This is a genomic window from Robbsia sp. KACC 23696 (genome assembly GCF_039852015.1).
Lineage (GTDB): Bacteria > Pseudomonadota > Gammaproteobacteria > Burkholderiales > Burkholderiaceae > Robbsia.
Genome location: NZ_CP156626.1, coordinates 221472 through 246818, shown reverse-complemented (window position 1 = coordinate 246818; position 25347 = coordinate 221472). Strand labels below are relative to the sequence as shown.

Below are 25347 nucleotides of genomic sequence, written 5' to 3'. Positions count from 1 at the left end.
GTGAAAGGGCCATGAGGCCTAGGGCATCGCGCAGGTAAAGCTGCCGGCGACGTCCGGATTGCCCCGGCCCGCATAGCGCGGATAGGCAGGATAGCGGCACATCGGGCGGGTCCGCCCGTTCGTGCCGCGCACGATATCGGCGCCCACCAGGGTCTCCGGCGCCTTGCCGGCCGTCACCCAATGATCGAGGGCCGTCAATTCGTCGAACGCCGGGATGAAGACGCCGTTGCCGTGCTGGAAGCCCGGGACCATGTACAGCCGTAGGAAGCCGTCGACGATCGGCTGACCATAGCGTTTCATCAACGTCTTGTAGTAGGCGATCGTTTCATTCGGGCTGATCACCTCGTCGGCGAGGCCATGCATGATGATGATCTTGCCGCCATGCGCGATAAACGCCGACAGATCCGGATTCATCGCGCCGACCACATCCGACAACGCCACCATCCGCGGCTGCCAGCGGCCGGGATGCGTGACGTCGAATCGCAAGGTATCGAACTGCATGTCGCGGGTCACGAAATACTTCATATACCCGTCCGCCTGCGCGAACAGATAGCCATTGGCATCGAAGCGAAGGGGGCGCGTCAAGACGGGCGAACTGCCCAGCCCCAGGCCGCTGGTGAAATCGACGCCGGAGAACACGTTATAGCCGTGATACCGCGTCACATCGTGCGCGAGCGCATAGGGCAGCGACAGACCGTCGCGCAGGATATCGAGCGTATGCATCTGCGCCGGCGTGGCGCAGACCCGGGCGCTCACCCAGTCCCGATGCTGGGCCGGGCAGCGCAAGGCCGCAATGATCTGCGGCTCGCGTTGCCGGCAGGCGGCCACATTCGAAACGATGCCATCGCGTAGCCCGTCCAAGTCGTCGCACTGCGACAGCACGATCTCGCGCACCCGCCGCTGCAGCATCGGCCCGACAAAACCGGGGGGGCGGGCCGCGGCGGTGTCGTCGTCCGTCGGCACGTGATTGGCGGCAACGGTCGCATCGCCCTCGGACGAAGTCGACGCCGTTTTACCCGCGTCGGTCTGCGGCGCTACCGGTACCGCGCTGCTCGGATCGGCCGGGCCGTAGGCGGACGCGCCCACCACCACGCCGATCAGCCGGACCCCGGAGAAATTCAGCGCCGGCGCATTGGCGATGATCCCGTCGTAGTCGTCGGGAAAACGCTGCGCCACCGTCAAGCCCTCACGCCCGCCGGTCGACCCCCCGGCGAAATACCGCTCCGTCGGCGCGCGACCATATCCCATCTTGATCAGCGTCAAGGCCACGTCGTGCGTTTTCTTCAGATGCCCGTAACCGAAATTGACGACTGCTTCATTATTGGTCGCAAAGTTCGCCAAACTGGCATTACCCACATGTCCGGAATCGGAGCCATAGGTCGCATAGCCTTGGAATAGTGGCGAGGCCGATGGCGCAAACGCGGTCGGCTCGGTGCCGGTCACCAGCACACCGCTATAACCGCCGCCGCCCATCTGCAAGGAGCGGCCATTCCAGCGCAGCGGCAGGTTGACCTCGAAACGGATATCCGGCGTCGTGTCGTGGGTCGCGCGAATCACGCCGACGATCCGACAGTAGGCACCGTTACGGTTGCCCTGTGCATCGGCGGCGATATAGGCCGCGTCGGCGATCTGCGCGCCGCGCGTGGGCAATCCTATCGACGCGGCCGGCACGACCGCTTTGTCGAGCCCGTTGCAGCGTGCGATGAATTCCGATGTAGCGCGCGACAGGCCCTGACGCGTACCGGTCGTGCGGCTCGCCTGGGACGTGGGCCGCGCAAAGCGATCGTCGTCACCCGGCGGCACGATCGTCGGCGCCGACGAAGGCGTCAGCGGTGCAGCGGCCGAAGCCGGTGCGCCGGTCGGCGCCGTGACCGCCGATACGCTCTCCCCTGAGGCCGCCGACATGGCGCCGTCGGCAGCCCACGTCACGGGCGTCGTCGACACGAGGACACAGAAAGCCGACAAGGCCGCACCGCACCGGCCTTTGCGGTGGATGTGCCAAGTCCCGCAGCGCAAGGCAGCCTGGACAGACGCGGTAACAGTGCGGAAAACCCGGGAAAGGCCTACCGGCGGGGAGCAGGTGGAATGGTTCGGCACAGACAAAAAGGCAGTCGCGTTACCGATGCGACCGCGGCATCGGATAGTCAACGTTCTAGGATACTTCCATCCTCTCACATCAGAATGCGCTGCGTTCGACTGTTGCGCGTGCGCCGCAGCGAGGACATCGTGCCCTAGGCACACCGGCGACGTGCTGTTGGCCTGGGATCCATAGGTCGCGATCCTAAGGATCGCGTCGGTCAGATCGGCCCGGCAGGCTTGTCGTACCCCATCAAGACGACATGACGCCTCCCGAATTTTGATCAACGATAGGAGGACCATCGCACCTTGCGTTGGCGTGACCGGCCTGCAGCTGCGCAGCCAAAGAGGCGATGCCATGACCCCTTCCTCCCCCGTCCCCCCGGACGCCGTCGAGTCCCTTCTCGCCGGCCTGCTACTCGCGCATCCGCTCGATGCCGACGCCTTGATCGGCGCCTTCGCGGGCGCGTTGCTCGTCGCGTCGCTATCGCGCAGCCGTTCCTTCGCACAGCGCATCTGTTCCGTTTTCGTGTCGCTGGTCGCCGGCTATTTCAGTGCGGCGGAGATCGTGCTGCAAACCCCGTTGACGAGCACCGGCGTCGCGGCTTTTCTTGGCGCATCGACTGCCATCGGCGTGACCTTGCGTCTCCGCCAGCGATTGAATAATGGTGCTTTTCCGCCGCACCGGGCACGGTAAGCCTCGCATTCTGCCAAGACTGCGCGCTATCCTCCGAAACAAGGGCGTCCCTCGGGCAAACCGGAAAGACGCGCCGCCTCGGCGCGCAAATAGACGCGCGGCCGGACAGCCGGACTATCGGCAATGTTTTCCGATCGTGATTTTATTCAAGATAGTCGCTCGGCCATCCGTTATCTAAAAGGCCCACAGCGCCGGACGCCCGACCCAGCGTCGTGCAGTCGTTTTTACCGCCCCGCCTGTACCGTACGATGATGCCTACGACATCCCTTTTCCCGATTGCGCTCGTATTGCGCGCAAGGTTGCCGCTACTGGCGGCAGCGCTGTTGCTTGCGACATCGCTCAATGCCGTGGCGCAAGTGCCGACGGCATCTGACGCATCGGATGCGTCCGACCATGCCGGCCTCACCGGGACTGCCGGAACGGCGGACTTCGGCGGCAAGTTGCTGCTGACCGGGGGCGTGTCCCAGATCGAAGGATCCGCCGGCGGCGGACTGACGCCCTGGGCCGTGATCGGCGGTTATGGCACGGCGAGCCAAGTAGGCGGCAATGCCCATGCCACATATGTGCAGACGCAGGATTTCGCGATCAGCAGCTATGGTGCCGAGATCGGCATTGCCAACCGCGTCGAGCTGTCGATCGCGCATCAGCAACTGAATACCCGCGCCGCGGGCGCCGCATTGGGCCTGGGCACTGACTACCGCATCAATATGGACACGTTCGGCATCAAGGTGCGCGTCCTCGGCGATGCGATTCTGGATCAGGACACGTGGGTGCCGCAGATTGCAGTCGGGATGCAATACAAGCACAACAACAATGGCGCACTGGTGAAGGCACTCGGCGCGCGCAGCGATTCGGGCACCGATTTCTATGTATCCGCGACCAAACTGCTGTTGGCGCAGAGTCTGTTGTTGAACGGCACGTTGCGCATGACCAAGGCAAACCAGTTCGGCATTCTCGGGTTCGGCGGCGACAAGTCGAATGCTTACAAGGCCGCGTTCGAAGCGTCGGCCGCCTATTTGTTGGCCAAGTCCGTCGCCGTAGGCGTCGAGTATCGGATGAAACCCAATAATCTGGGATTCGCCCGTGAGCAGGATGCGTATGACGCGTTTGTTGCCTGGGCGCCGACCAAGCATTTCTCCTTCACTTTGGCCTATGTTGACTTAGGCGACATCGCCACGTTCCGCCGCCAACGCGGCGTCTACGGTTCCGCCCAGGTAGGATTCTGACCATGCGCCGCGCATCCCTTTCCCTCTCGCGGGCATTTGCCCATCCGATGCCGCCGTTGCGAGCGCTGCTGTGCAGCGCCGCGGTCGTCACCGGTGCGATGGTATTCGCCCAACCGGCCCACGCCGCCGAAACGCTGTATCAGCAGTTTGGCGGGGAGGCAAACATGACGAAGATCATCGACGACTTCTATGCCAATCTGCTGGCCGATCCGCGCACGAAAGACTACTTCGACGGGGTGTCGCTTACGCGCGTCAAACGCTTGTTGGGCGAGCAATTCTGCATGTTGCTCGACGGCGGCTGCACCTATACTGGCCGTTCAATGAAGCAAACGCACGCGGGCGACGGCATCAATCGCGTTGCCTTCGATGCCACCATCGAAGATCTTCAGAAAGCGATGGACAAGCACGGTATCCCGTTCCGCTTGCAGAACAAACTGTTGGCCAAGTTGGCGCCGATGTACCGCGATATCCAGGATCGTCAGTAACCGTAAAGATTTTCAGTGCGCGACCGTTATCCGGTATGGACGCGCTCAATTCCGGGCGAAACGCCCGGAAGGACCGCCCCTATGTGCCCCCTTGCTCACTCGTCGTTTTTGCTGCCGGCGTCTCCGGAGCAATCGCCCGCACGCCGCACCGTGCGCCACGCAGGCGCAGGACGAACGCTGCTCGGCCTGACCCTTGCCCTGGCCTTGACCTTGGGTTTGACATCGGCGAACCGTGCTGCGACGGCAGCGACACTGCAGGTTAAGGTTGCCGATCAAAGCGGTGCCGCCGTCGCCGACGCCGTGGTCTGGGCGATCCCGTCCGGCGAGACCATGGCGCCGACCACCACCGGCACGGCAACGATCGATCAGATCAAGCGCAAGTTCGTACCGTTGGTGTCCGTGATTCAGACCGGCACATCGGTCACGTTTCCGAATAAAGACGATATCGAGCACGACGTCTATTCGTTCTCGGACGCCAAGCGCTTCGATTTGCACCTGTATCACGGCACGCACGCCAAGCCGGTCGTATTCGACAAAAGCGGTCTGGTGGTGATGGGCTGCAATATCCACGATCAGATGCTGGCTTATCTGATGGTGGTGGATACGCCGTATTTCGCGAAGACCGACAGTAGCGGTGTCGCGCAATTGAACAAACTGCCGCAAGGCGCCTATTCGCTGACCGCCTGGCATTACCAGATGACCGATCCGAACGGACGGGTGACGCAGCCGATTACCGCAGGCGCGGCCAACACCACGGGCAACGCCAGCCTGCGCGTGGAATTGAAGCCGTCGTCGTGACCTGCCCGGTCACGGGACACCGCAGCGCATCGAGGCGCCTGCCATGTTGATCCGCATGCCTTTCCATAGTCTTCGCGCCCGCATCGCGTTCATGATTGTCTTGTTGATGCTGGTCGTGCAGATTGCCGGCTTCTTCATCATCAGTTCCGTGATCAGGACGAACGCGTATTCCAATGCGAGCGCCGAACTCGCGGTAGCCGATCGCGTTCTCAATGAGGTACTGGACTCGAACGGTCAACGCCTGGTGGAAGCCGCCACCGTGGTATCGGACGACTTCGGTTTCCGGTCGGCCGTGGCGTCGAACGATATCAAGACGATCGGCTCGGCCCTGAAAAACCACGGCGACCGCATTCACGCCGATCTGACAATGCTGGCCGATACCAGCGGCAAGCTGATCGCCGATACCGCCGGCCCGGCGTTGCCAGGCGAGGTATTTCCGTTTCCGGAGATGATCCGCGACGCGGCGCGCGATGGCTCCGCCCGCATGATCGGCGTGCTGCATGGCCAGCTTTATCAGATCGTCGCCGTGCCGGTGAAGGCGCCGTTGACGATCGGCTATATCGGCATGGGTTTCGCGATCGACGCCGCCACGGCGAAAGAAATGTCGGCGTTGCTTTCGCTCGACGTTTCGTTCATGGCACGCGACGCGCATCACCACTGGGAGGCGCTGGCCAGTTCGCTCCCGGTCGCGCCGGCACAGGATGAACATGGCAAAAGCTCGGATGCGACCCGTTGGGATGGCGGGGACCGCGACTACGTCAGCCGGCTAGTGCATCTGCGCGATACCGGCTCATCGGCGCCGCTCGCCGTGCTGCTGCAACGCTCGCTGACGGACGCCTTGCAGCCTTTCCGCCGCCTGCAAACCGCGTTGCTCGGCATCACGATTCTCGGCCTCATCATGTCGGTGCTCGCCAGCCTGTGGACCGCGCGCAGCGTCACCCGGCCGATCGGCGCCCTGACGCGTTTCTCGCGACGCGTGGGCCATGGCGACTACTCGGAGCCCATCCAGATTCCGTACGACAGCGAGATCGGTCAGTTGGCGCAGGCGTTCAATACGATGCAGCAAGGCATTTCGGAACGCGAGCATCGCATCACCGACCTCGCCTACACCGATCGCCTGACGCGCTTGCCGAACCGCGCCCGTTTTGCCGAACGGCTCGACGCCGCGTTGCTGCCGGCCCGTACGATCGAACGCGGGCAAGCGGTGTCCGCTTCCGGCATTCAGCCGGAACATGGGGACGAGCCCTTGCCGGAAGGGTTCTCGATCGAGCAACTGCCGCCGTTCAGTCTGATGGTGATGGACCTCGACCGATTCAAATACGTCAACGACACGCTCGGCCATCATATCGGCGACGAGCTGTTGCGCGAAGCCGCCAGCCGGCTGCGCGATGCCTTGGCGCCGCACACCGATATGGTCGCGCGCCTGGGCGGCGATGAATTCGCCATCCTGCTGCCGGGCATGAACAGCGATGCCGCCGTCATCATCGCCGATCTGATTCTGAAAATGCTCGAGCAGCCGATCTTCATCGAGCAGCAGTTCGTCGACGTCGGGGCGAGCATCGGCATCGCCTCCTTCCCGAAGGACGGCACCGACGCGAGCGTGTTGCTGCGCCGCGCCGACATCGCGATGTATGTGGCAAAACGCGGCAATCTTGGGCGCATGGCGTTCGATGACAAGTACGACAAAAACCGTGCAGACCGTCTGTCGCTGATGAGCGAATTGCGGCAAGCGGTGGAACAGAACGAATTGATGCTGTTCTATCAACCGAAAGTGGACCTGTCGACGTCCGAAGTCAAATACGTCGAAGCGTTGGTACGCTGGGAGCATCCGGTCCGCGGCTTCGTCCCGCCCGACCAGTTCATTCCGTTTGCCGAACAGACCGGCTATATCAAGGCGATCACGAACTGGGTCATCGAACGGGCGATCTCGCAGTGCGCGGAATGGTTGTCCCGTGGCGTCGAGCTGGCGATCTCCGTCAATGTGTCCGCGCGCGACCTGATCCACACGTCCCTGCCGGCAAAGGTCACGACCTTGCTGGCGAAGTACAAAGTGCCGCCGCACCTGGTATGGCTGGAAATCACGGAAAGCGCGATCATCGACGATCCCGCCCATGCGATTGCCACCTTGGACAAGTTGTATGCGCTGGGCATCCGCCTGTCGATCGACGACTTCGGCACCGGCTATTCGTCACTGGCCTACTTGAAGCGGATGCCGGTGCATGAATTGAAGATCGATCGGACGTTTGTGATGGGGATGGCCGAGCATATGAGCGACGAAACCATCGTCCGCTCGACGATCGATCTCGGCCACAACATGGGCCTGAAGGTCGTGGCGGAAGGCGTCGAGAATGTCGAAGTGCTGAATCAGTTGCGCGATTTGAATTGCGACCTGGCGCAGGGCTATCACCTGAGCCGACCGCTGCCCCCCGATCGTCTCGAAGTCTGGTTGGCAGAGTGGGATGCGAAGCTGCAATCGGAAGCGGTGGTGGCTGCCGCCGTGCAAGCGGCGAGCAATGCCACGGCGACGCCGCATATCGCTTCGGCGAGCACGGTCGCACACGCCGGCATGCCACGCCACGAACAGGGTATCGAATCCATCTAACAGCGGGCGGGGCGGCGGCGCGCCCACGCCCACTCCCCTCAGGTTTCGACCAGGTGTCGAAGGGAGGCTTTAGTGTGAATATCGTGGCGAGATCGATGTCACGGTCATGGTGCCGGAAAGCCTCGGCTAAAACGCTGCCACACACCTTACTTCGGAAAGTCGGCGCTGATGCTGACCTCGGCCCAATCGTCGATTTCGGCTTGCAAGGCGACCAGGTGCTCACGCACCCGCGTCAGGCCCGACTCTCCGAGAATCAGATGCAAGGGCGGCTTCGGGCTATCGACCGCGGCGATCATCGCCTCGGCCGCACGCACCGGGTCGCCGGCCTGCGCGCCACTCGTCTTCTCCATGCCATCGATGCGGCGATGTACGGTATCCGCATAGGCATCGATACGCTTGGGTGCCGTCTTCAGCGAACGCCCCGCCCAGTCGGTCCGGAATGGTCCCGGTGCGACGACGGTGACCTTGATCCCGAGTTCCGCGACTTCCTTGGACAGTGCTTCCGAGAAGCCCACCAGCGCGAATTTGGTGCCGGCGTAGTAGGCGGATCCGATATTGCCCATCATCCCACCGACCGACGAGATATTCAGGATATGTCCGGCGCCTTTCGCACGCAGGCCGGGAAGCACGGCGCGCGTGACCTCGATCAGGCCAAAGAGGTTTGTCTCGAAAAGCGCGCGATATTCGGTCTCCTCCGCCTCTTCGACCGACGCGATATAGCCATAACCGGCATTGTTCACGAGCACATCGATCCCACCCAGTTCGCGGTCCGCGTAAGCCAGCACGTCTGCGATATCGCTCGCCGACGTCACATCCAGCTTCAGCGCGTGCGCATTGCCGTGACCCGCGACCAGATCCGATAGCGACGCCGGGTTCCGTGCCGTCGCGATGACCTGTTCCCCTTTTTCGATCAATACTTCGGCAAGGCTCCGACCAAGTCCTGTCGAGCATCCGGTAATCAACCAAGTACGCATAGGCGATGCCATGTCACGCTCCTAGTAACTGGCCTGCAGCTGCAGGCGCAGAAAGTGTCCGTTTATGAAGCTGTAAGGTCGGGTGCGAGCGTTCGTCCGTTGCACGCGAGAATAGGTCGTCGTTATTTCCACCGACTTGCACGGCTGCCATCGGGCACCCATCTCGATTTCATCGACGCGCATGGCGGGGCTGTTCGCCTCGAACTTCGACGCCCCGCGATACCTTTGCCATTTTACATAAGGGATCACCATAGCCATCGTGTGGCTTTGGAAGCGGTACATCAATTGAACGTAGCCGCCGTGCAAGCGCTGGCGCGTGATCAGGCCGCTATCCGACTCCAGTTGCGGCCCATACCCTGCGGTCCATTCCACTTGAATGCCGAAGGGTTGCGGATAGTAGATGAAATGCAGTGCAAGGCGTTGGTCGTTGTTGCGCTGCGCGGAAAAAACGTCGACCGGCGTCATGCGTTCACTGCCGAGAAGTAGCGTCCGTCGTCGTCCGGTGACAAAGCGCCCGGAATAGGCGCTGGCGCCTATCTCGATGTATTGTCCATTCGGCATCAGGAAGGGATAAGTGACACGAGCAGCCATGTGCTGACTACCGGCTCGCGCCATCCGATTCGCACCTTGCCCGTTGTAGACACCTACGCCGACAACACCAAAGTCGCCACTGCCTCCCAGCCCCGAGGCCAGCAGATGCGCGAAGCGTGCCCGAATCGCCGCGGGTACGTAGTAAAAGAACAGGCCGATGTCTCGCCCGTCTCGGCCGGCCGTATCGAGGGCATCGACACGGTCGAGCGCGAGTCGATTTTGACTGGATTGCAAGGTCTCCCAGCCATACGGCACGGACGATTGCCCGAGGCGAAACCGGAAGGTCTGTGCGTGGTTGAAATACACGTCGGCATAGGCGTCTCTGAATTCACCGATATTGGGGGCGCCCGATGGGCCGGGAAAGCTTGCAAAATCGGGCTGCAAATAGACCGACAGGTAGCGATGCACGTCGCCACTGAAAATGATGCGAGAACGACGAATGCCGAACCCTCTGTATGCAGCGATGTAGCGATCGTGTAATTCGTCATCTGCCGCGTGGTCGCGGATCGCGTTGAAACGAACCTGGGTATAGCCGCGAACGGTGACACGTTCATACCATTTACGGCGATTCATCGCGACGCGACGCGTGGATCGCAATGTTTTCTGCACGCCCCAAGGCGTAGGCGATGCGTTCTGAAAAGCGTCTGCAGTAAAGGCCTTTCGCCTTTTCTGCTCCGCGTCCATCTTGCGGTCGTATCCTGTGCGAGTCGATAGACGTCCCATGCGTGCGAGCCGTTTGCACCCATGGCAGCGTGATGCGACACGCGGCGGCGTCTTTCGTTGGACATAAGGCGTTACGGGCTCCGCGGCCAGGTCGTCCGGCATAACGGCCAGGCCGAGCAGCATCGCCATCGCGGGGAACCAGGTTTTTCGTGCCCGACGCAGGTTCCAGACAGAAGAGGTCACGCTTTGCATCCACGCTTTCGGCGAAACGATCCCCCACCGGCTGCGTTAGCGGCGAAGCACGTATGGGATTATCAATAGGGCAGCTCATTGCAATCCACGTCGTGTCCGGAGGAAGGCGGTGAGATGGGCTCTCGTATTTCAAGCACTACTGTAGAAAGCGCATATGGCGTTTCAGTGACGTTGCAGTCGTTTAAGACCGGTCGCCGTAACTTTCGGGGTTATTGACTGGAATGGGCCGAATGGCCTTTTCCCATATTTATCGTGCGCGGAAGGCATGTTTTAGGAGACGTCTGATTGTGGGGGCAACCGAGTCGGCGCTATCCTGCCCCATCGTAGTAAAAGCAGCGATCGGCGTCGTTGACCCGAAAAGTGCCTCCTTTACAGAGAAAACGCCAATGCACGCCGTTGTGAAGCACGCCCCCGTCCAACCTTCGCGCGGCGACGTGGCGCACGGCTCATCTATTTCCAGCGCTCTTTTCGGCACCAATATACCCAAATTAGGTATAATCAAACCCAATCTGGGTATAAAAGACTTTGCCATGGCTTCATACAGCGGGCTGGCGGACGCATTGTTTTCGGGAACAAAGCGGCAAGTCTTAGGATTGCTGTTTGGGCAAGCAAGCCGTTCCTTTTACACGACGGAAATCATTTCCCTCGTTGGCAGCGGAACCGGATCCGTGCAGCGGGAACTGGCAAATCTCGTGCAAAGCGGATTGGTAACGGTGAAATCGATCGGCAACCAGAAACATTATCAAGCGAATCCGAACACTCCGATTTTTGAAGAACTCCGTTCGATCGTGCAGAAAACCATCGGGCTGGGGGAGCCGCTGCGAAATGCGCTTGGTCCGCTACATGCCCATCTCATCGCCGCTTTCGTCTATGGATCGATCGCTAAAGCGAGCGACACCGCGAGTAGCGATATTGACTTGATGCTAATCAGCGACCACGTCACGTATGCGGATGTATTCGGAGCGCTTGAAGACACCGCCGTTCGACTCGGCCGGCCAATCAATCCGACGATACTTACGCGCGAAGCATTTACGAAACGATTACTTGCGCAGGAATCTTTTCTAACAAGGGTATTGGATCAACCAAAAATATGGGTATGGGGGGGCGCAGGTGACTTGCCCGCTTGAGAGTCTGAGCGGCCCCGGCAAGCCGCTGAAACCGGAGCGTGTCGACGCTAAGGAATTCGAAGGTTTAAAGCGCTCCGGCAACGCGCGATTGAAAGACGCACTGAACGCCTCACTCTCGATCGAGAGTCAATTCGATCTGGCCTATAACGCCGCGCACGCTTTGTGTCTTGCCGCGCTACGTTGGAATGGATATCGCTCAACGAATCGCTTCCTGGTATTTCAATTACTACCCACACTTTGGGACTGGGGCCGGAGGTTTGGCGGATCCTATCGAAATGTCATGACATTCGAAATGTAGCCGAATATGAGGGATGCTTGATTGTCGACGACAGAATCGTTAGCGACCTGCTGACCGCATGCCATGAAGTCAATATAAAGCTCAACGCGATCACCCATGCGACATCCAGTCGCACTCCAGCCACATAAATACGCAGGCCTTAACATCATATGAAAGACAAAATCACGCCAGAATAAGGCTTTCGGCACGCGCGCATGCGTCGCCTTCTCGGTCCGCCACCGCCCCCTGCCTTCACATCCCACGAGCCGTGACAATAGAACGCTCAAGGTTCAATCGCGTGTGCCGCTAAGCATCCCAGGCAGACCTACATTGCCGTTCTCGCACGCAACGCAAACGAACACCATGAAGATGAGCATGACAATCAAGAGCCGCATCGGGATAGCGATGGCCGTGCTCGCACTGCTAATGATCGCGATCGGCGGCCTCGGCATTTACGGTCTCTCGAACGCAAACTTTTCGCTCAAGAAAAGCAATAACGAGCTGACGCCGTCGATGATGGCCGTGGCGCATGCGGAAACCTCCCTGCTTCGCGAACGCATTTCCTTCGACCGCGCCATCATCACGATGGGCACGCCGACTGCCGACCTGGCCATCCAGCAATCACTGGACTCGCGTGTGTTGGCCGAAAAGTACTGGAAGGATTACAAGAGCCTCCCTCTGCTTCCGGGCGAACAGGCATTGGCCGACACGGCCTATGGGTATTACGCGACCTTGCACCAAATTCTCGATGCGGGCTTCGCCGCCGTGCGCGCGAAGGATTCGACCGCAGCAGCGGCCATCTTCGACAAACTGCCGACCGTCTTTCTGCAAGCGCTGAAAGCCGATGAGGCGCTTTCCGACTTTCAAAGTCAGGCTGCGACAAAGGGCTATGACGAGGCGGCGTCCTCGTACCGCCTGGTACGAAACGCGTCGATTGCCGCGATCGTGATCGGCTTGCTCATCGCCGTCTTCACCTGGGTGTCGCTGAATCGCGCGATCGGTGTACCGTTGGCCGACGCGCTGGCACACTTCGACGCGATCGCGGCAGGGGATTTGCGCCGCGAGGTCAAGATCACATCGAACGATGAAATGGGCCTGCTGCTCCGTGGCCTGTCGAAGATGCGGTCGAGTCTGGTGGACACCGTCCGCACGGTCCGTTCGGGCAGTGAAGCCATCGCCTCGGCGACGCAACAGATCGCCGCCGGCAACCTCGATTTGTCGTCGCGTACCGAAGAGCAGGCGGCGGCGCTGCAGGAAACCGCAGCGAGCATGGAGCAGTTGACCGGCACCGTGAAGCAGAACGCCGACAACGCATCGGCGGCCAGCAAGCTGGCAGAGAACGCCTCGCATATCGCGAACTCGGGCAGCGAAGTGGTGGCGAAGGTCGTCACGACAATGCGCGAGATCAACGATAGCTCGTCGAAGATCGCCGACATCATCTCGATCATCGAAGGTATCGCCTTCCAGACGAATATTCTCGCCTTGAACGCCGCGGTGGAAGCCGCGCGCGCCGGCGAGGAAGGGCGTGGCTTCGCCGTAGTGGCAGGGGAAGTCCGCACCTTGGCGCAGCGCTCGTCCGCGGCGGCGAAGGAAATCAAGGAATTGATCGATACGTCCGTCGATCGCGTGCAGTCGGGAACGGCACTCGTGGACAATGCCGGCCGCACGATGACCGATATCATCGGCGCCGTGCAGCGCGTGACCGACATCATGGGTGAAATCGCCGCCGCATCGAAGGAACAGAGCGGCGGCATCGACCAGGTTGCGTTGGCCGTGGGTCAGATGGACGAAGCGACGCAGCAGAACGCGGCGCTCGTGGAAGAGGCCACCGCCGCGTCACAGTCGCTCGAAGACCAAGCCGGCAAGCTGCGTGAGGCGGTGGCGGTGTTCCACCTGTAATCCGCGCTTTCGACGCGGGTCGGATGACCGCGCCGATCAAGGCGGGCGATTACTTTCCGCTCCACGCCTTGGCTTGAAGCTGCGAGCGAGCGGTTGCAACGGCCTGCTCGTCTACCGCCGGCGCCGCATTGCCCCAGGCATTGCGGACATACGTCAGCGCCGCGGCAATGTCGTCGTTCGAGAGCTTCCAGTCGAAACGCGGCATACCGGCGCCGGTCGGATTGCCTGCAGTCTGCGGCCCGTTGCCGCCCTTCAGTACCATCTGCAACAACGTCGACGGGTCATTGGCGTTGACGACCGGGCTGCCCGCCAGCGCCGGGATCATCCGACGGATGCCCTGTCCGTTCGACACGTGACAGGCAATGCATTGGCTCTCGTAGACAAGCTTGCCGAGCACCATCGTTTTTTCGGCCGCTGCCACAGGCGTCGTCCGATTGTCGGTGCTGGCTGGCAAGCTCGTCAGATACACCGCGATGGCATTCAGATCCGTATCGGTCAGATGCTGGGTCGAGTTTTCGACGGCCTCGGTCATCGGGCCGGAGGACACCGTCTTGTCGTTCGAGCCGGTCTTCAGATACGACGTCAGGTCCGCAACCGACCAGTTCCCCAACCCCACATGCGCGTTCGGCGTCAGATCCGGCGCGTACCAGCCTTGAAGCGCCCCCCCTTGGAGGAATGCCGGACTGTCGCCACCGAGGAAATTCTTGCCGGTATGACAGGCCGCGCAATGCCCGGGGCCGTTGACCAGATAGGCGCCGCGATTGTATTCCGCACTCTGCCCGCTCTCCGGCTGGAACGTCCCCGGATGGAAATACAAGGCATTCCACGCGGCGAGTGACCAGCGCTGGTTGAAAGGGAACGGCAGTTGGTTCTCGACCACCGGACGGTTCACCGCCGGTATCGTTCGCATATAGGCCCACAGATCGCGGATGTCGCCATCGCTCATCTTGGTATAGGCGGTGTAAGGCATCGCCGGATACAAATAGCCGTGCGATCCCTTGCCGTGACGCACCGCGCGATCGAACTGGCTCAACGTCCAGTTACCGATACCGGTTTCTTTGTCGCTGGTGATATTGGACGATTGAATCTCACCAAACGGCGTATGCAGCGCATAACCACCCGAAAAGGGCTTCTGTCCGCTAACGGTGTGGCACGCCGCGCAATCGGCGGCGTAGGCGACATATTTACCCCGTGCGATTTGCGCGTCCGTCGCGTCCTGCGCATCGGGTGCCTCGGTGATGCCGTCCTGGCGGTGCAGATCGTACGTGACGGCGGCGCCGTACGCGACGGCAGCGACAACCCCAAGTCCGACAACCGTCGCGCCGATACGCTTGATGTTCTTATTCATTTTTCCGGCCCCTTATCGTACCAGCGAGCCAGGCTGACGCAGGTAATCGTGAATGATGGCCTTTGCCGTCCAGAGCGTCAGTGCCGAGAGCGTGCCGGTCGGGTTATAGCCGCCGTTATTCGGAAACGAGGATGCGCCACAGACAAAGAGGTTGTGGTAATCCCAATGCTGCTGATACCGGTTGAGCACCGACGTCGCAGGGTCGAGGCCGATGACCGCGCCGCCGATGGTATGCGAGCTGTCATAGCCACGGAAAGGCGAGTTGGGCTGATCGGGAAAGGCCACGCTTTCGAACGACTTCGCACCGGTCGCACGACAGATATCGCTGATGCGATCCTTGATGAAGCGCGCCATCTTCCGGTCGTTGTCGTTGTAGTCGAAGGTCATGCTCAACAGCGGCTGACCGTTGCCGTCCTTATACGTCGGGTCCAAGGAAAGGAAGGCATCGTTATGCGAATACGATGTGCCCTGACCCTGAATCTTGCCGTAGTTCTGATAGCTCTTCTGAAATGCGCGCTTCCAGGAGGAGCCCCACATTTTCGTTCCCGGGGGCACGCGATCGGTCATGCCGATAGGCGTGCCTTGATCGGACAGCGCCTGGATACCGGCACCGCCCAGGAAACCCAACTGGCTGTGATCGAAATTGTCCGCATTGAAGTCGTCGATCTGCGTAGACAGTGCACCGGTCGAAATGAAGGGATTCATCTGTTCATTTTCGAAGTACATAAAGCCGTACGACATCGTCTGGTAGTTGTAGGCCCGTCCGACGACACCCTCGCGCGTTGCGGGGTTGTAGGGCTTGCCAAGCTCCGACAACAGCAGCAGGCGCACGTTATCCAATTGGTAGGCGGAAAACACGACGATGTCCGCAGGTTGGAAGCCGGTATTCCCGTCGCTGTCTAGAAAAGTGACACCGCTGACCGTCTTGCCGTCTTTCGCCTTTTCGGCCCGCATCACCGTGCATTCCGTCAGCAAGGTGAAGTTGGTGCGCGTCATCAAGGCAGGCACGGTACAGATATTCGGCGAGGATTTGGACCAGTTGCCGCAACCGTAAAAGCCGCAGAATCCGCAATACGTACACGGCGCCAGGTTGAGGCCGAGCGGATTCGTATAGGCCGCACCGATGGTTCCCGCAGGAATCGGAAATGGGTGATAGCCCATCTTCTCGGTGGTCGCGGCAAAAATGTCGTTCCAACGCGAACGCACCAGCGGCGGTGTCGGATATTCGTTCTGACGTGAGCCTTCGAACGGATTGCCGCCCGCTTGCTTCTCGCCGTTCAGTACGCCCGCCTTCCCGCCGATACCGGCGATCTTCTCCCAACGGTCATAGTGCGGCTCGAGGTCGTTATAGGAAACGCCCCAATCCTGCACGATCAGGCCGTCCGCGAGCTTCATGCCGTGGTATTTATCGCGCCAGCGGGTTGCCATCTCGAAATCGGCCGGATTGAAACGCCAGGCATTGGCGGCCCAATGTTTACCGGCGCCGCCGACGCTATAACCCATTTGCCAGATATTCCAATCACGGCCGGGGAGCGCCGTTTCGCTGGGCTTATTCCGAAAGGTCAGGGTTTCGACGCGCGGCGGCTTCAGCACTTCGCGACGGACGCCGTAGCGCAGCTCATCCGCGGCGATATTGGGCGAGAAATTGGTATGGGTCTGTTCCCATGCGCCGCGCTCTACGGCAACGACATTCAGTCCTGCCCGCGTCAACTCTTCGGCCATCAGCGAGCCGGCCCATCCAAGGCCGACGATGACCGCATCGGCCTTTGGTCGTTCGTAATTCATGTCAGCGTTTCCTATTGTGTTCTGTACGCGATGGAGGACCGCTTAGATGTGCCCGGCGATGCTGACCGGTTCGATATCGAGCTTCTGGCCCTTTTTCTCGGCGTAATCGCGATAGTCGTAACGCGCACCTGGAAAGCCGATCATCTTCCAGCCGACCATGTCCTTGTTTCCGCCATAGATGGGATCGGCGAAATAGCCTTCCTGGACGTTTGCGAGAAACTGCTTGAACAGAACACCGGAATTCACCGACGGCAGCGACAGCTTTCCCGCTTCCATTTCTTCGAGGAGCTGGTCCTGTTGCGCGTTGCTCAACCCGTCGAATGACTTGCTGAAGGTCTTCTTGCAATAGGCATCGATGTCCGCAAGGCCCTTTCTATAGCATTCGGCCGGCGTCAACGGGCTTTGGTCACCTTGTGAATCTGTGCCGGTCTGGAAGGGGCCCGCCTTGTACTTCCAGGAACCATGGCCATAGGGGCCATCGAGCTGATGGTCGATGAACACGACGCAGCCGGCATCGGTCGCGCCCGCGCTCACTTCATCTGCCGGAATCAAGCGATTGAAAATGGCACCGATCTGCGCGGCTTCCTGCTCAGTGAAAAACACGCGCTTGGTCGGGTCGACAGGCACCGGCGGCGGCGTTTCTTTGGCGAGCCATTTGGTGCCGCCCATCAGGATTCGCGTCGCCGCACCGACGGGACGGTAAACGGCGGCCGCGGTCGCCGTGCTGATCAGCGCGAGACCGGCTTTCAATATGCTTCGACGTTTCATCTGAATTTTTTAGCAGGGATCTGGCCTAACGGGCCCGAATACGCGCGATACCACGCCATTGCATCGGGTAAGGCATCGACGCAATGGCGCGAGTCGGCAACGCGGCGTAGCACGGACGCAGTGGGAGCTCGCATCTTTTTGAGAGCGCTCTCTTTTATTGGTTTTAAAAAAAGAGAGCGCTCTCTTTCTTTTATATCAAAAAAGGCTCGGGACTGCCGAACCTTGAATGTCATGCGCGCGGAACGACTGCGGCATGCGGCCATACGACCACCGGGCGAAGAATAAAAGTAAAGCGTTGCAGTGTCAACTGGTCGCATGGACACGCCGGAACAGACGAAGTAGTCGCGGTAAAATAACGGGTGATGACGGCGCAGCTCGCGAAATGCCTTCTTCGCGCGATGATGCTGCTGCGGCGACAAACCTTGGCATATGAGGGCAAGTGAAGACAAAATTTGCGACATTGAGCGACGTCGCGCGCGTGGCGGGTATGTCGCGAGCACAGGTGTCGCGGGCCTTGCGCGGCGATCCGGGCGTCAAGGAGACCACGCGCGAGCACGTTGCATCGGTCGCGGCGGGCCTCGATTATCGTCCGAACCTGGCTGCGCGAAACCTGGTGTCGGCGCAGACCAGTACCGTCGGCGTCGTGATCGGCGAACCGTACAATCCCTTCCATATTCAGCTGGCCACCTCGATAGATCACGCGCTTGCCGAAGCGGGGTTGGACCCCGTGCTGTCATTGCGGGCGCTCGACGACGCGTCCACGCTGCGGGAAGCCGAGCGCTTCATCAATTTGCGCGCGGTCGGTGCGATCCTGATCAGCACACCGCGGGACCCCAGGGCCATCCAGGCAATGGCGCAGAAGTTGCCCTGTGTCTACCTGGGCAAAAGCGTCGACTACAAGAACGTCTCGACGATCGATATCGACGACGAGGCCGCCACGGCGGAGGCGATCCGCTATCTCGTCGGCCTCGGGCATCGTCGTATTGCCCACTTGGCGGGTACCGACGAAATCTCGGCGAAAGAGCGGACGGCCGCCTACACGGCCGCCATGGAAGCAGCAGGGCTCAAGCCGAATATCGTCTTTGGCAGCCACGACTCGGTATCGGGTCATCGCGGCGTCGACGCGTTGATGAAGGGAACACGCGCGCCCACGGCGATCTTTGCGTCCAACGACGCCATCGCGATCGGCGCGATCGGTCGGCTTCGCGGTATCGGGCTGCGCGTACCGCAGGATGTTTCCGTCATCGGCATCGATGACATTCCGGCGGCGTCGGATGCCGCGTTCTCGCTGACGACGATGCGGCAGGACAGCGACGAACAAGCGCGGCTCGCGGTTCAAGCATTGGCCTTGATGACGGCCAATACCAAACGGCATACGACGAAATTGGTGCTGCCGATGAAGATGGTCGTGCGGGATTCGGTTGCGCCGCCCAAATGACTCGGCCGGCGGCGTCCTCACCGGCTCCGGACACACTATGCCCGTTTGCTCGCGGGCGTGAGTTCGCGCTCCGGTCCCGACGGTGTCTCGTGGATGCGGATGAAAAGCGTCATGAAAAACGAGATGACCAACAGCGCCGACAGGAATAACAAGCCGGTCGTGGAACTGCCCCCTTGCCCCTTTACATAGCCGATGGCGAAGGGGCCGACGAATCCGCCGAGATTCCCGATCGAATTGATGACCGCGATCGAAACGGACGCGCTCGAACGCGATAGAAACAAGGTCGGCAACGCCCAGAACGGGGATTTAAACGCGTACAGTCCGGCGAGGCTCAAACTGATCATCGTGATCGACACGTACGGATTGCCCGTCATGCCCGCGCCGAACAGTGCGGCGGCCGCCACGGCCAAGGGAATGGCCGAATGAAGCCGGCGCTCGGCGCGACGATCGGAGCTACGTGACCAGAGCACCATCACGATCGTCGCAAAAATATACGGCACCATCGCGATCAGTCCGATCTCCGTATGACTGAGCGTATTCGAGAAGCCTTTGATGATCTGCGGCATCCAATATCCAACGCCAAGACTGCCGCACTGATACACGAAATAGATAAACGCAAGGTAAAGCACTTTCGGATTCGCCAGCACGCGCATCGATGGCACATGCTTTACCGTAGGACGCGCTTTCTTATCGCTCTCCAGTTCCGCGAGCAGCCAATCCCGCTCCTCCGGCTTCAGCCATTTCGCATCTTTTGGGCGATCCGCGAGATAGAGAAAGCACAGCACGCCGCCGATCAAAGCCGGCATGCCTTCCAGCACCAACATCCAGCGCCAGCCACTCCACTGGAACCAGGCCACATGGTCCATGATCCATGTGCTCAATGGGGCACCGATGATATAGGAGACAGGTATTGCCGCCGTGAACAACGCGACGGTGGTGGCCAGTTCCTTCATGCGGAACCAATACGTCAGGTAGACAATGATGCCGGGGAAAAATCCAGCTTCCGCAACGCCCAGCAGGAAGCGCAGGATATACAGCTGCGTCGCGGTCTGCACAAAGGCGGAGAGGATCGCGACCGCCCCCCAGGTCATCAAGATACGCGCGATCCAGACGCGCGCGCCGAACTTGTTGAGAAAGACGTTGCTCGGCACCTCGAACAGAAAATATCCAATAAAGAAGATGCCCGAGACGAAACCGAAGGCTTCGCTGCTCAAGGCCAATTCTTTATTCATCTGCAGCGCGGCGTAACCGATATTCGCCCGGTCCAGGTAGGACACGATATACAGCACGAATACGAAAGGAATGATGCGCCATGAGATCTTGCGGACAAGCGCGGTCTCGTTGATCGATTGTGAAGCTTGCATAGTGATGCATCCGCGACCAAGCCGCGCGATGTCCGTGTTAGGTCAGTGGGCCGGCTCAAGCCTGCTGTTGCGAGAACACCATGCAAACAGGGCTGCCCGTTTCAACGCTCGCACCCGTGGGGCGGATGCGTCCCGACGCGTGATCGACGGCGAAGGTGACGATGCTGTCGCTGTCTTCGTTGAGTACGTACATCAGCCGACCGTCGGGCGTCGAGGTGATGAAGCGCGGCGTGCGGCCGCGACTTTGCGCTACGTCGATCAGCGTCAGCGCGCCCGTTTCCTGATTGATTTTGAAGACGGCGACACTGTCATAGCCGCGATTCGACGCGTAGACGAATCGTCCCGTCCTGTCGACTTCGATCTCCGATGCCCGGCTATTGCCAGTGAAGGTATCCGGTAGCGTCGACACGATTTGCAGCGGTTGCAGCACGCCGGTCTGGGACAGATAGCGATACGTCGTCACGGTGGAATCCAGCTCGTTGACGCAATAGGCGAAGCCGGCCGTCGGATGAAACGCGATATGCCGCGGTCCGGACGTTTCTCGCGCTTGCACGAAGGCCGGCGTTGCACGCGTCAGCCGCCCTTCAGCGAATCGATACGACAGAACGCTGTCCGCGCCTTTGGCCGGAACAATGACGAATTCGCCCGACGGGTCGAAGGGATTGAAGTGCGGCTTCGGCACCTTCTGCTCGATGCGATGCGGCCCGAGCGTTCCCTCCACTTTTACCAGTTGAGAGACCGCTTGCAGCGAGCCGTCTTCCGCGATCGGCAAGACCGCGAGCGTGGAGCTGATGTGATTCGAGACGACGATGTATCGGCCCGTGGGATCGATTGCCAGATGGACCGGATTGTCGCCCTCGGTACTTTGTTTATTGAGAAACGTGATTTTGCCCGTCGACTTATCGACGACAAATGCACTGATATCCCGCAGATCGCCGTGGACCACATAGAGGCGCTCGCCATTGGCACTCAGTGCGAGAAACGACGGATTCACTTGGCCGCCGAAGAGCTGAACCAGTGCCAGCGCGCCTGACACCGGGTCGACGGAATAGACGCTGATGCCATCGCCTCGGGCATTGCGCTCTCGCGTGGTACGGCATCCAACATAAGCAAACATGCGATTTCCTTTCATCTTGGAGGGGGGCAGCGCCCCAGAATCGGCCGCGAACGCCGACGGACTCCACCGCGACAGCGCCGCACACAGGGCCGCACACAGGGCCGCCGAGGCCGCCGTCTGCAGCACGCTGCGACGACGGGTCCGGTGGCGGCGCGCGTTGGGATCGCCCCGTTCATCCGTCGGTTCCACGGCATCAGTCTCCTGTTTTATTCTTCTGGGGTTTGTACTATATTGCACTTTGCACGAGTAAAATGCAAAAATACAGCTATGGAAAACACTTACTCCCCCCCAGAAGCGCGCCTGCAATCCGGCGACCTGTCCCTCCGCTACATCGATCTGCCATCGATGTTTGGTGAGGCGCTCATGCGCCTGCCAGTCGTGCTGCGTTTGCTATTGGAGAATGTCATCCGCAACACCGACGGCGACGAACGTCGCGCAGCGGTGGACGGGATCTTTGCCTGGCTGGCGCAGGGCAGCAGCGAGGTCGAAATTGCGTTTCAGCCGAATCGCGTCTTGATGCACGACACGACGAGCACACCGGCACTGGTGGACGTGGCGGCGATGCGAGACGCGCTGGCAGAGGCGGGGGCGGACCCGACGGTGTTGAATCCTGTATTGCCGGTCGATTCGTCGGTCGATCACTCGCTGGCGGTCGAGTACTTCGGTCGCGCCGACGCCGCGCCTAAAAACCTGGCGCTCGAACTGCGACGCAACGAAGAGCGTTACACCTTCCTGCGCTGGGCCTCGAAGGCGTTGAGCAATGTGCGCATCCATCCGCCCGGCACGGGCATCATGCACACGATCAATCTGGAGCAGCTCGCTACCGTGGCGACAGTGGTCGATCGCGCGGGCGAGCGCTGGGCCGTCCCGGATACCTTGATCGGCACGGACAGTCATACGCCGATGATCAACGGCATCGGCGTATTGGGATGGGGCGTGGGCGGGCTCGAGGCGCAAACCGTCATGTTCGGCATGCCGGTCATGCAACGTATTCCGGACGTCATCGGCGTGTGCCTGATCGGCGCCTTGCGTCCGGGGTCGCTAGCCACCGACCTTGCCCTCACGGTCACGCAGCGTCTGCGGCAGATAGGCGTGTCGGGCGAGTTCGTCGAATTCTTCGGGCCCGGCGTGAGTACCTTGAGCGCCGGGGAGCGAGCGGTCGTCGCCAATATGGCGCCCGAATACGGAGCCAGCACCGGCTTCTTCCCGATCGACGACGCCACGCTGACTTACCTTCGCGCCACCGATCGGCAACCGGAGTCCATCGCCTTGGTGGAGACCTTGTCGAAGCGGCAAGGGACGTGGTTCGACCCGGCATCGGAACCGGTCTATACGCGGCAGATTCTGATCGATCTGAACGAGATCGGTATGCATGTTGCCGGCCCTCGACGGCCGCAGGATCTGCTGCGTTACGACGAGATCCCCGCCACGCTCGCGAAGTTGGCTTTCCTACCCAAAGGCGACGGCCATACGATGCCGAAGCATCCGATTGCGATCGCCGCCATCACCAGTTGTACCAATACGTCCGATCCCGCGCTGCTGATAGCCGCGGGACTCCTCGCGCGCAAAGCCCGGGAGCGAGGGCTCACGGTACCGTCGTGGGTCAAGACCTCACTCGGCCCCGGTTCTCCTGCCGCTGCGGCCTACCTTGCACGCGCCGGCTTGATCGACGATCTATCGTCGGTCGGATTCGACATCGTCGGCTATGGCTGCACCACCTGCATCGGCAATTCGGGGCAACTCAGTGAACCGATCAGCGCGGGCATTGCCGCGGGCGCGGCCTATCCGGTCGCGATGTTATCGGGAAATCGCAATTTCCCCGGCCGGATCCATCCGGATCTGGATCTTGGATTTCTGATGTCGCCCCCGCTCGTCATTGCCTTTGCGCTAGCGGGCGACGCGGAGATCGACCTTCGCGAGAAGTCGGTGCAGATCGGCCGCGACGGCGAAGCGGTGTATCTACGCGATCTCTGGCCGAGTCGCGAAGAAGTCGCGGCGCTGGTCGAACGCGCAGCGGAGCCGACCGACTATCCCAAGGCCTTCGCCATTGCGAGCCGGAATCCGCTGTGGCACGAGATGCGCGTTCCAGACAGCGCGCAGTTCCCGTGGCAGGCGCAGTCCACCGCGCTGCGCAGGCCGCCCTTTGCCGCGCTGACGGAGGGCAGTCAGTTGGGCGTGTACCAGGCGTATCCGTTACTGGTGCTCGGTGACGATGTGACCACGGACCATATATCGCCGGCGAGCGCCATCCCCAAGGACAGCAATGTCGCCGACTTTCTGGTCGAGCGGGGTGACGATCGAAACGACCTCAATGTCTTCGCGTCGCGTAGGGGAAACTGGGAGGTCATGGTGCGCGCCGCGTTCTATAACAAGACCTTGGTCAACCTGCTGCAGCCGGACGCGCCGGTGGCCAACACCTTGCACGTGCCGAGTGGCGAGGTCGTGCCGATTTTCGAGGCCGCCAATCGATATCGCGCGGCGAATGAGTCCGTCGTGCTGATCGCCGGCGAGCGATACGGCACCGGATCGTCGCGCGACTGGGCTGCCAAGGGCCAGCGTCTGCTCGGTATTCGCGCGGTATTGGCGGTCAGTTTCGAGCGGATTCATCGATCGAATCTGATCGGCATGGGCATTTTGCCGATACGGCTGCCTAAAGGCGTCACGCCCGACAGCCTGGCCATCCGCGCGGGCGACCGGATCGAAGTGAACGCTGCGCCCGATACGATTTCGCCGCGTTGTAAAATCAATGTCAGAATCATCCGTGCGGACGGCAGGATAGAACCGTTCGACGCAGTGGCGGGGGTGGAAACGCAGTTGGAGACGGCTTTGCTTCGTGCGGGCGGCGTCATTCCCCTGATATTACATAAGACACTCGCGGCGCAATCGCTCCCGGCCTGATGCTGAAGGGGCGGCGGAGGCGTCGCCGCGCAACCCAGCAGCAGCCAGCATTGCCATGACCGAGAATTCCATCGCTTCGCAAATTGTCGCGCTCATTCACGCCGAAGGGATGGCTGTCGGCAGCCATCTGCCCGCGCAGTTGATTGCTGATCGCCTGAGAGTCTCACGGTCGCCGGTCAACGATGCGCTTGCCTTTTTGCACGATAAAGGCGTATTGACGCGGCAACGCAATCGCGGCTTCTTTCTGGCACAGCCGGTAGATGCACCGCTTGACCAGATCGTGGATCAGCTCGGGCTGAGCGAATCGGATGCCGTCACCAGCGTTTACTTTCGTATCGCCGATGATCGTTTGAAGGGGCTGATTCCCGAGGAGGTCTCGGAGCAGTTGTTGAAAACGCGATACGCGTTGACGAGCGCACAGCTTAGCGCGGTGCTCAGCCGTATCGCGCAAGAGGGGTGGGCGCAACGCAAGCCCGGCTATGGATGGCAGTTCTCGTCGATGCTCACCACACCGGACAGTCTGCTGAAATCGTATCGGCTGCGTCTCGCGCTCGAACCGGCTGCTTTACTGGAGCCCGGCTATCGACTCGATGCGAAGGTATTGGAGCGTTGCCGCGCCGCGGAAATGCATTTGCTGGAAGGCGGTATCGAAACGGACAGCGCCGATCAGCTTCACGATCGTGGCGTACGGTTTCACGAGTCCTTGGTGGAAGCATCGGGCAATTCGTTTTTTATCGATGCCATCAAACGCGTAAACCGCGTGCGGCGGCTGCTTTCTTATCGCTCGATGCAGGATCGCAAGCGTTACACCGAACACTGCAAGCAGCATCTGCATATTCTCGATCTTCTGGAGCGCGAACGTAATGCGGAAGCGTCGGAAGCACTGGCCGACCATCTTCGACATACGCTCGATGCGCTTTCGAATATCAGCGACATTCTTAGACCCTAGACCGACAGTGCAG

19 protein-coding genes are annotated in these 25347 nt (G+C 60.7%); 10 read left to right on the top strand and 9 right to left on the bottom strand.

Going from position 1 to position 25347, the window contains the following annotated elements; translation table 11 throughout:
- Positions 1-18: 18 nt before the first annotated feature.
- Positions 19-1944 carry a tannase/feruloyl esterase family alpha/beta hydrolase gene (locus tag ABEG21_RS00955; protein ID WP_347555441.1) on the bottom strand — a complete coding sequence of 642 codons (1926 nt, stop codon included), beginning with the start codon at positions 1942-1944 and terminating at the stop codon, positions 19-21.
- A 490-nt stretch (positions 1945-2434) separates the two neighbouring features.
- Between ABEG21_RS00955 and ABEG21_RS00950 the strand changes: the two genes are divergently transcribed.
- From ABEG21_RS00950 to ABEG21_RS00930, 5 genes are all read left to right on the top strand, one after another.
- The gene (locus ABEG21_RS00950) at positions 2435-2773 is read left to right on the top strand and encodes a putative holin (RefSeq protein WP_347555440.1); all 339 of its coding nucleotides are present in this window, start codon (positions 2435-2437) and stop codon (positions 2771-2773) included.
- Positions 2774-3021: 248 nt separating this feature from the next.
- Positions 3022-3999, top strand: a complete 978-nt coding sequence (locus tag ABEG21_RS00945) for a DUF3034 family protein (protein WP_347555439.1) — start codon at positions 3022-3024, stop codon at positions 3997-3999.
- A 2-nt stretch (positions 4000-4001) separates the two neighbouring features.
- Positions 4002-4484, top strand: a complete 483-nt coding sequence (locus tag ABEG21_RS00940; protein WP_347555438.1) for a group 1 truncated hemoglobin — start codon at positions 4002-4004, stop codon at positions 4482-4484.
- An 81-nt stretch (positions 4485-4565) separates the two neighbouring features.
- Positions 4566-5282: a methylamine utilization protein gene (locus tag ABEG21_RS00935; RefSeq protein WP_347555437.1), complete on the top strand. Its 717-nt coding sequence runs from the start codon at positions 4566-4568 to the stop codon at positions 5280-5282.
- A 43-nt stretch (positions 5283-5325) separates the two neighbouring features.
- Positions 5326-7884 carry an EAL domain-containing protein gene (locus ABEG21_RS00930; protein ID WP_347555436.1) on the top strand — a complete coding sequence of 853 codons (2559 nt, stop codon included), beginning with the start codon at positions 5326-5328 and terminating at the stop codon, positions 7882-7884.
- Between the two features lie 146 nt (positions 7885-8030).
- On the opposite strand, the gene ABEG21_RS00925 is transcribed toward ABEG21_RS00930, so the two are convergent.
- Together ABEG21_RS00925 and ABEG21_RS00920 are read right to left on the bottom strand one after the other, a co-directional pair.
- On the bottom strand, positions 8031-8870 hold the full coding sequence (locus ABEG21_RS00925; RefSeq protein ID WP_347555435.1) for an oxidoreductase: 840 nt from the start codon (positions 8868-8870) through the stop codon (positions 8031-8033).
- A gap of 9 nt (positions 8871-8879) precedes the next feature.
- The gene (locus tag ABEG21_RS00920) at positions 8880-10022 is read right to left on the bottom strand and encodes a porin (protein WP_347555434.1); all 1143 of its coding nucleotides are present in this window, start codon (positions 10020-10022) and stop codon (positions 8880-8882) included.
- A 572-nt stretch (positions 10023-10594) separates the two neighbouring features.
- On the opposite strand from ABEG21_RS00920, the gene ABEG21_RS00915 reads away from it, so the two are divergent.
- Together ABEG21_RS00915 and ABEG21_RS00910 are read left to right on the top strand one after the other, a co-directional pair.
- Positions 10595-11491, top strand: coding sequence for a transcriptional regulator (locus ABEG21_RS00915; protein WP_347555433.1), 897 nt, complete (start codon positions 10595-10597; stop codon positions 11489-11491).
- A 646-nt stretch (positions 11492-12137) separates the two neighbouring features.
- Complete coding sequence (locus ABEG21_RS00910) at positions 12138-13667, top strand: methyl-accepting chemotaxis protein (protein ID WP_347555432.1); 1530 nt, start codon at positions 12138-12140, stop codon at positions 13665-13667.
- Positions 13668-13716: 49 nt separating this feature from the next.
- Here the strand turns inward: ABEG21_RS00910 and ABEG21_RS00905 are convergent, their stop codons facing one another.
- From ABEG21_RS00905 to ABEG21_RS00890, 4 genes are read right to left on the bottom strand one after another with little or no spacing between them, the layout of a single operon-like run.
- Positions 13717-15015 carry a cytochrome c gene (locus ABEG21_RS00905; protein ID WP_347555431.1) on the bottom strand — a complete coding sequence of 433 codons (1299 nt, stop codon included), beginning with the start codon at positions 15013-15015 and terminating at the stop codon, positions 13717-13719.
- Between the two features lie 12 nt (positions 15016-15027).
- Complete coding sequence (locus ABEG21_RS00900) at positions 15028-16800, bottom strand: GMC family oxidoreductase (protein WP_347555430.1); 1773 nt, start codon at positions 16798-16800, stop codon at positions 15028-15030.
- A 42-nt stretch (positions 16801-16842) separates the two neighbouring features.
- Positions 16843-17568, bottom strand: a complete 726-nt coding sequence (locus ABEG21_RS00895) for a gluconate 2-dehydrogenase subunit 3 family protein (protein ID WP_347555429.1) — start codon at positions 17566-17568, stop codon at positions 16843-16845.
- Positions 17565-18029, bottom strand: coding sequence for a hypothetical protein (locus tag ABEG21_RS00890; RefSeq protein ID WP_347555428.1), 465 nt, complete (start codon positions 18027-18029; stop codon positions 17565-17567). The genes ABEG21_RS00895 and ABEG21_RS00890 overlap by 4 nt, the downstream gene beginning before the upstream one ends.
- Here ABEG21_RS00890 and ABEG21_RS00885 point away from each other — a divergent pair.
- Positions 18008-19006: a LacI family DNA-binding transcriptional regulator gene (locus ABEG21_RS00885; protein ID WP_347555427.1), complete on the top strand. Its 999-nt coding sequence runs from the start codon at positions 18008-18010 to the stop codon at positions 19004-19006. The two genes, ABEG21_RS00890 and ABEG21_RS00885, sit on opposite strands and share 22 nt — an antisense overlap.
- A gap of 35 nt (positions 19007-19041) precedes the next feature.
- Here ABEG21_RS00885 and ABEG21_RS00880 read toward each other — a convergent pair whose 3' ends face one another.
- Positions 19042-20370, bottom strand: a complete 1329-nt coding sequence (locus ABEG21_RS00880) for an MFS transporter (protein ID WP_347555426.1) — start codon at positions 20368-20370, stop codon at positions 19042-19044.
- Between the two features lie 55 nt (positions 20371-20425).
- Positions 20426-21487: a lactonase family protein gene (locus ABEG21_RS00875; RefSeq protein ID WP_347555425.1), complete on the bottom strand. Its 1062-nt coding sequence runs from the start codon at positions 21485-21487 to the stop codon at positions 20426-20428.
- A 267-nt stretch (positions 21488-21754) separates the two neighbouring features.
- Between ABEG21_RS00875 and acnA the strand changes: the two genes are divergently transcribed.
- Both acnA and ABEG21_RS00865 read left to right on the top strand, forming a co-directional pair.
- Positions 21755-24385 (top strand): aconitate hydratase AcnA, encoded by a 2631-nt coding sequence (gene acnA, locus ABEG21_RS00870; RefSeq protein ID WP_347555424.1) that lies wholly within the window; start codon positions 21755-21757, stop codon positions 24383-24385.
- A 55-nt stretch (positions 24386-24440) separates the two neighbouring features.
- Positions 24441-25334, top strand: coding sequence for a GntR family transcriptional regulator (locus tag ABEG21_RS00865; protein WP_347555422.1), 894 nt, complete (start codon positions 24441-24443; stop codon positions 25332-25334).
- The last annotated feature ends 13 nt before the right edge of the window (positions 25335-25347 follow it).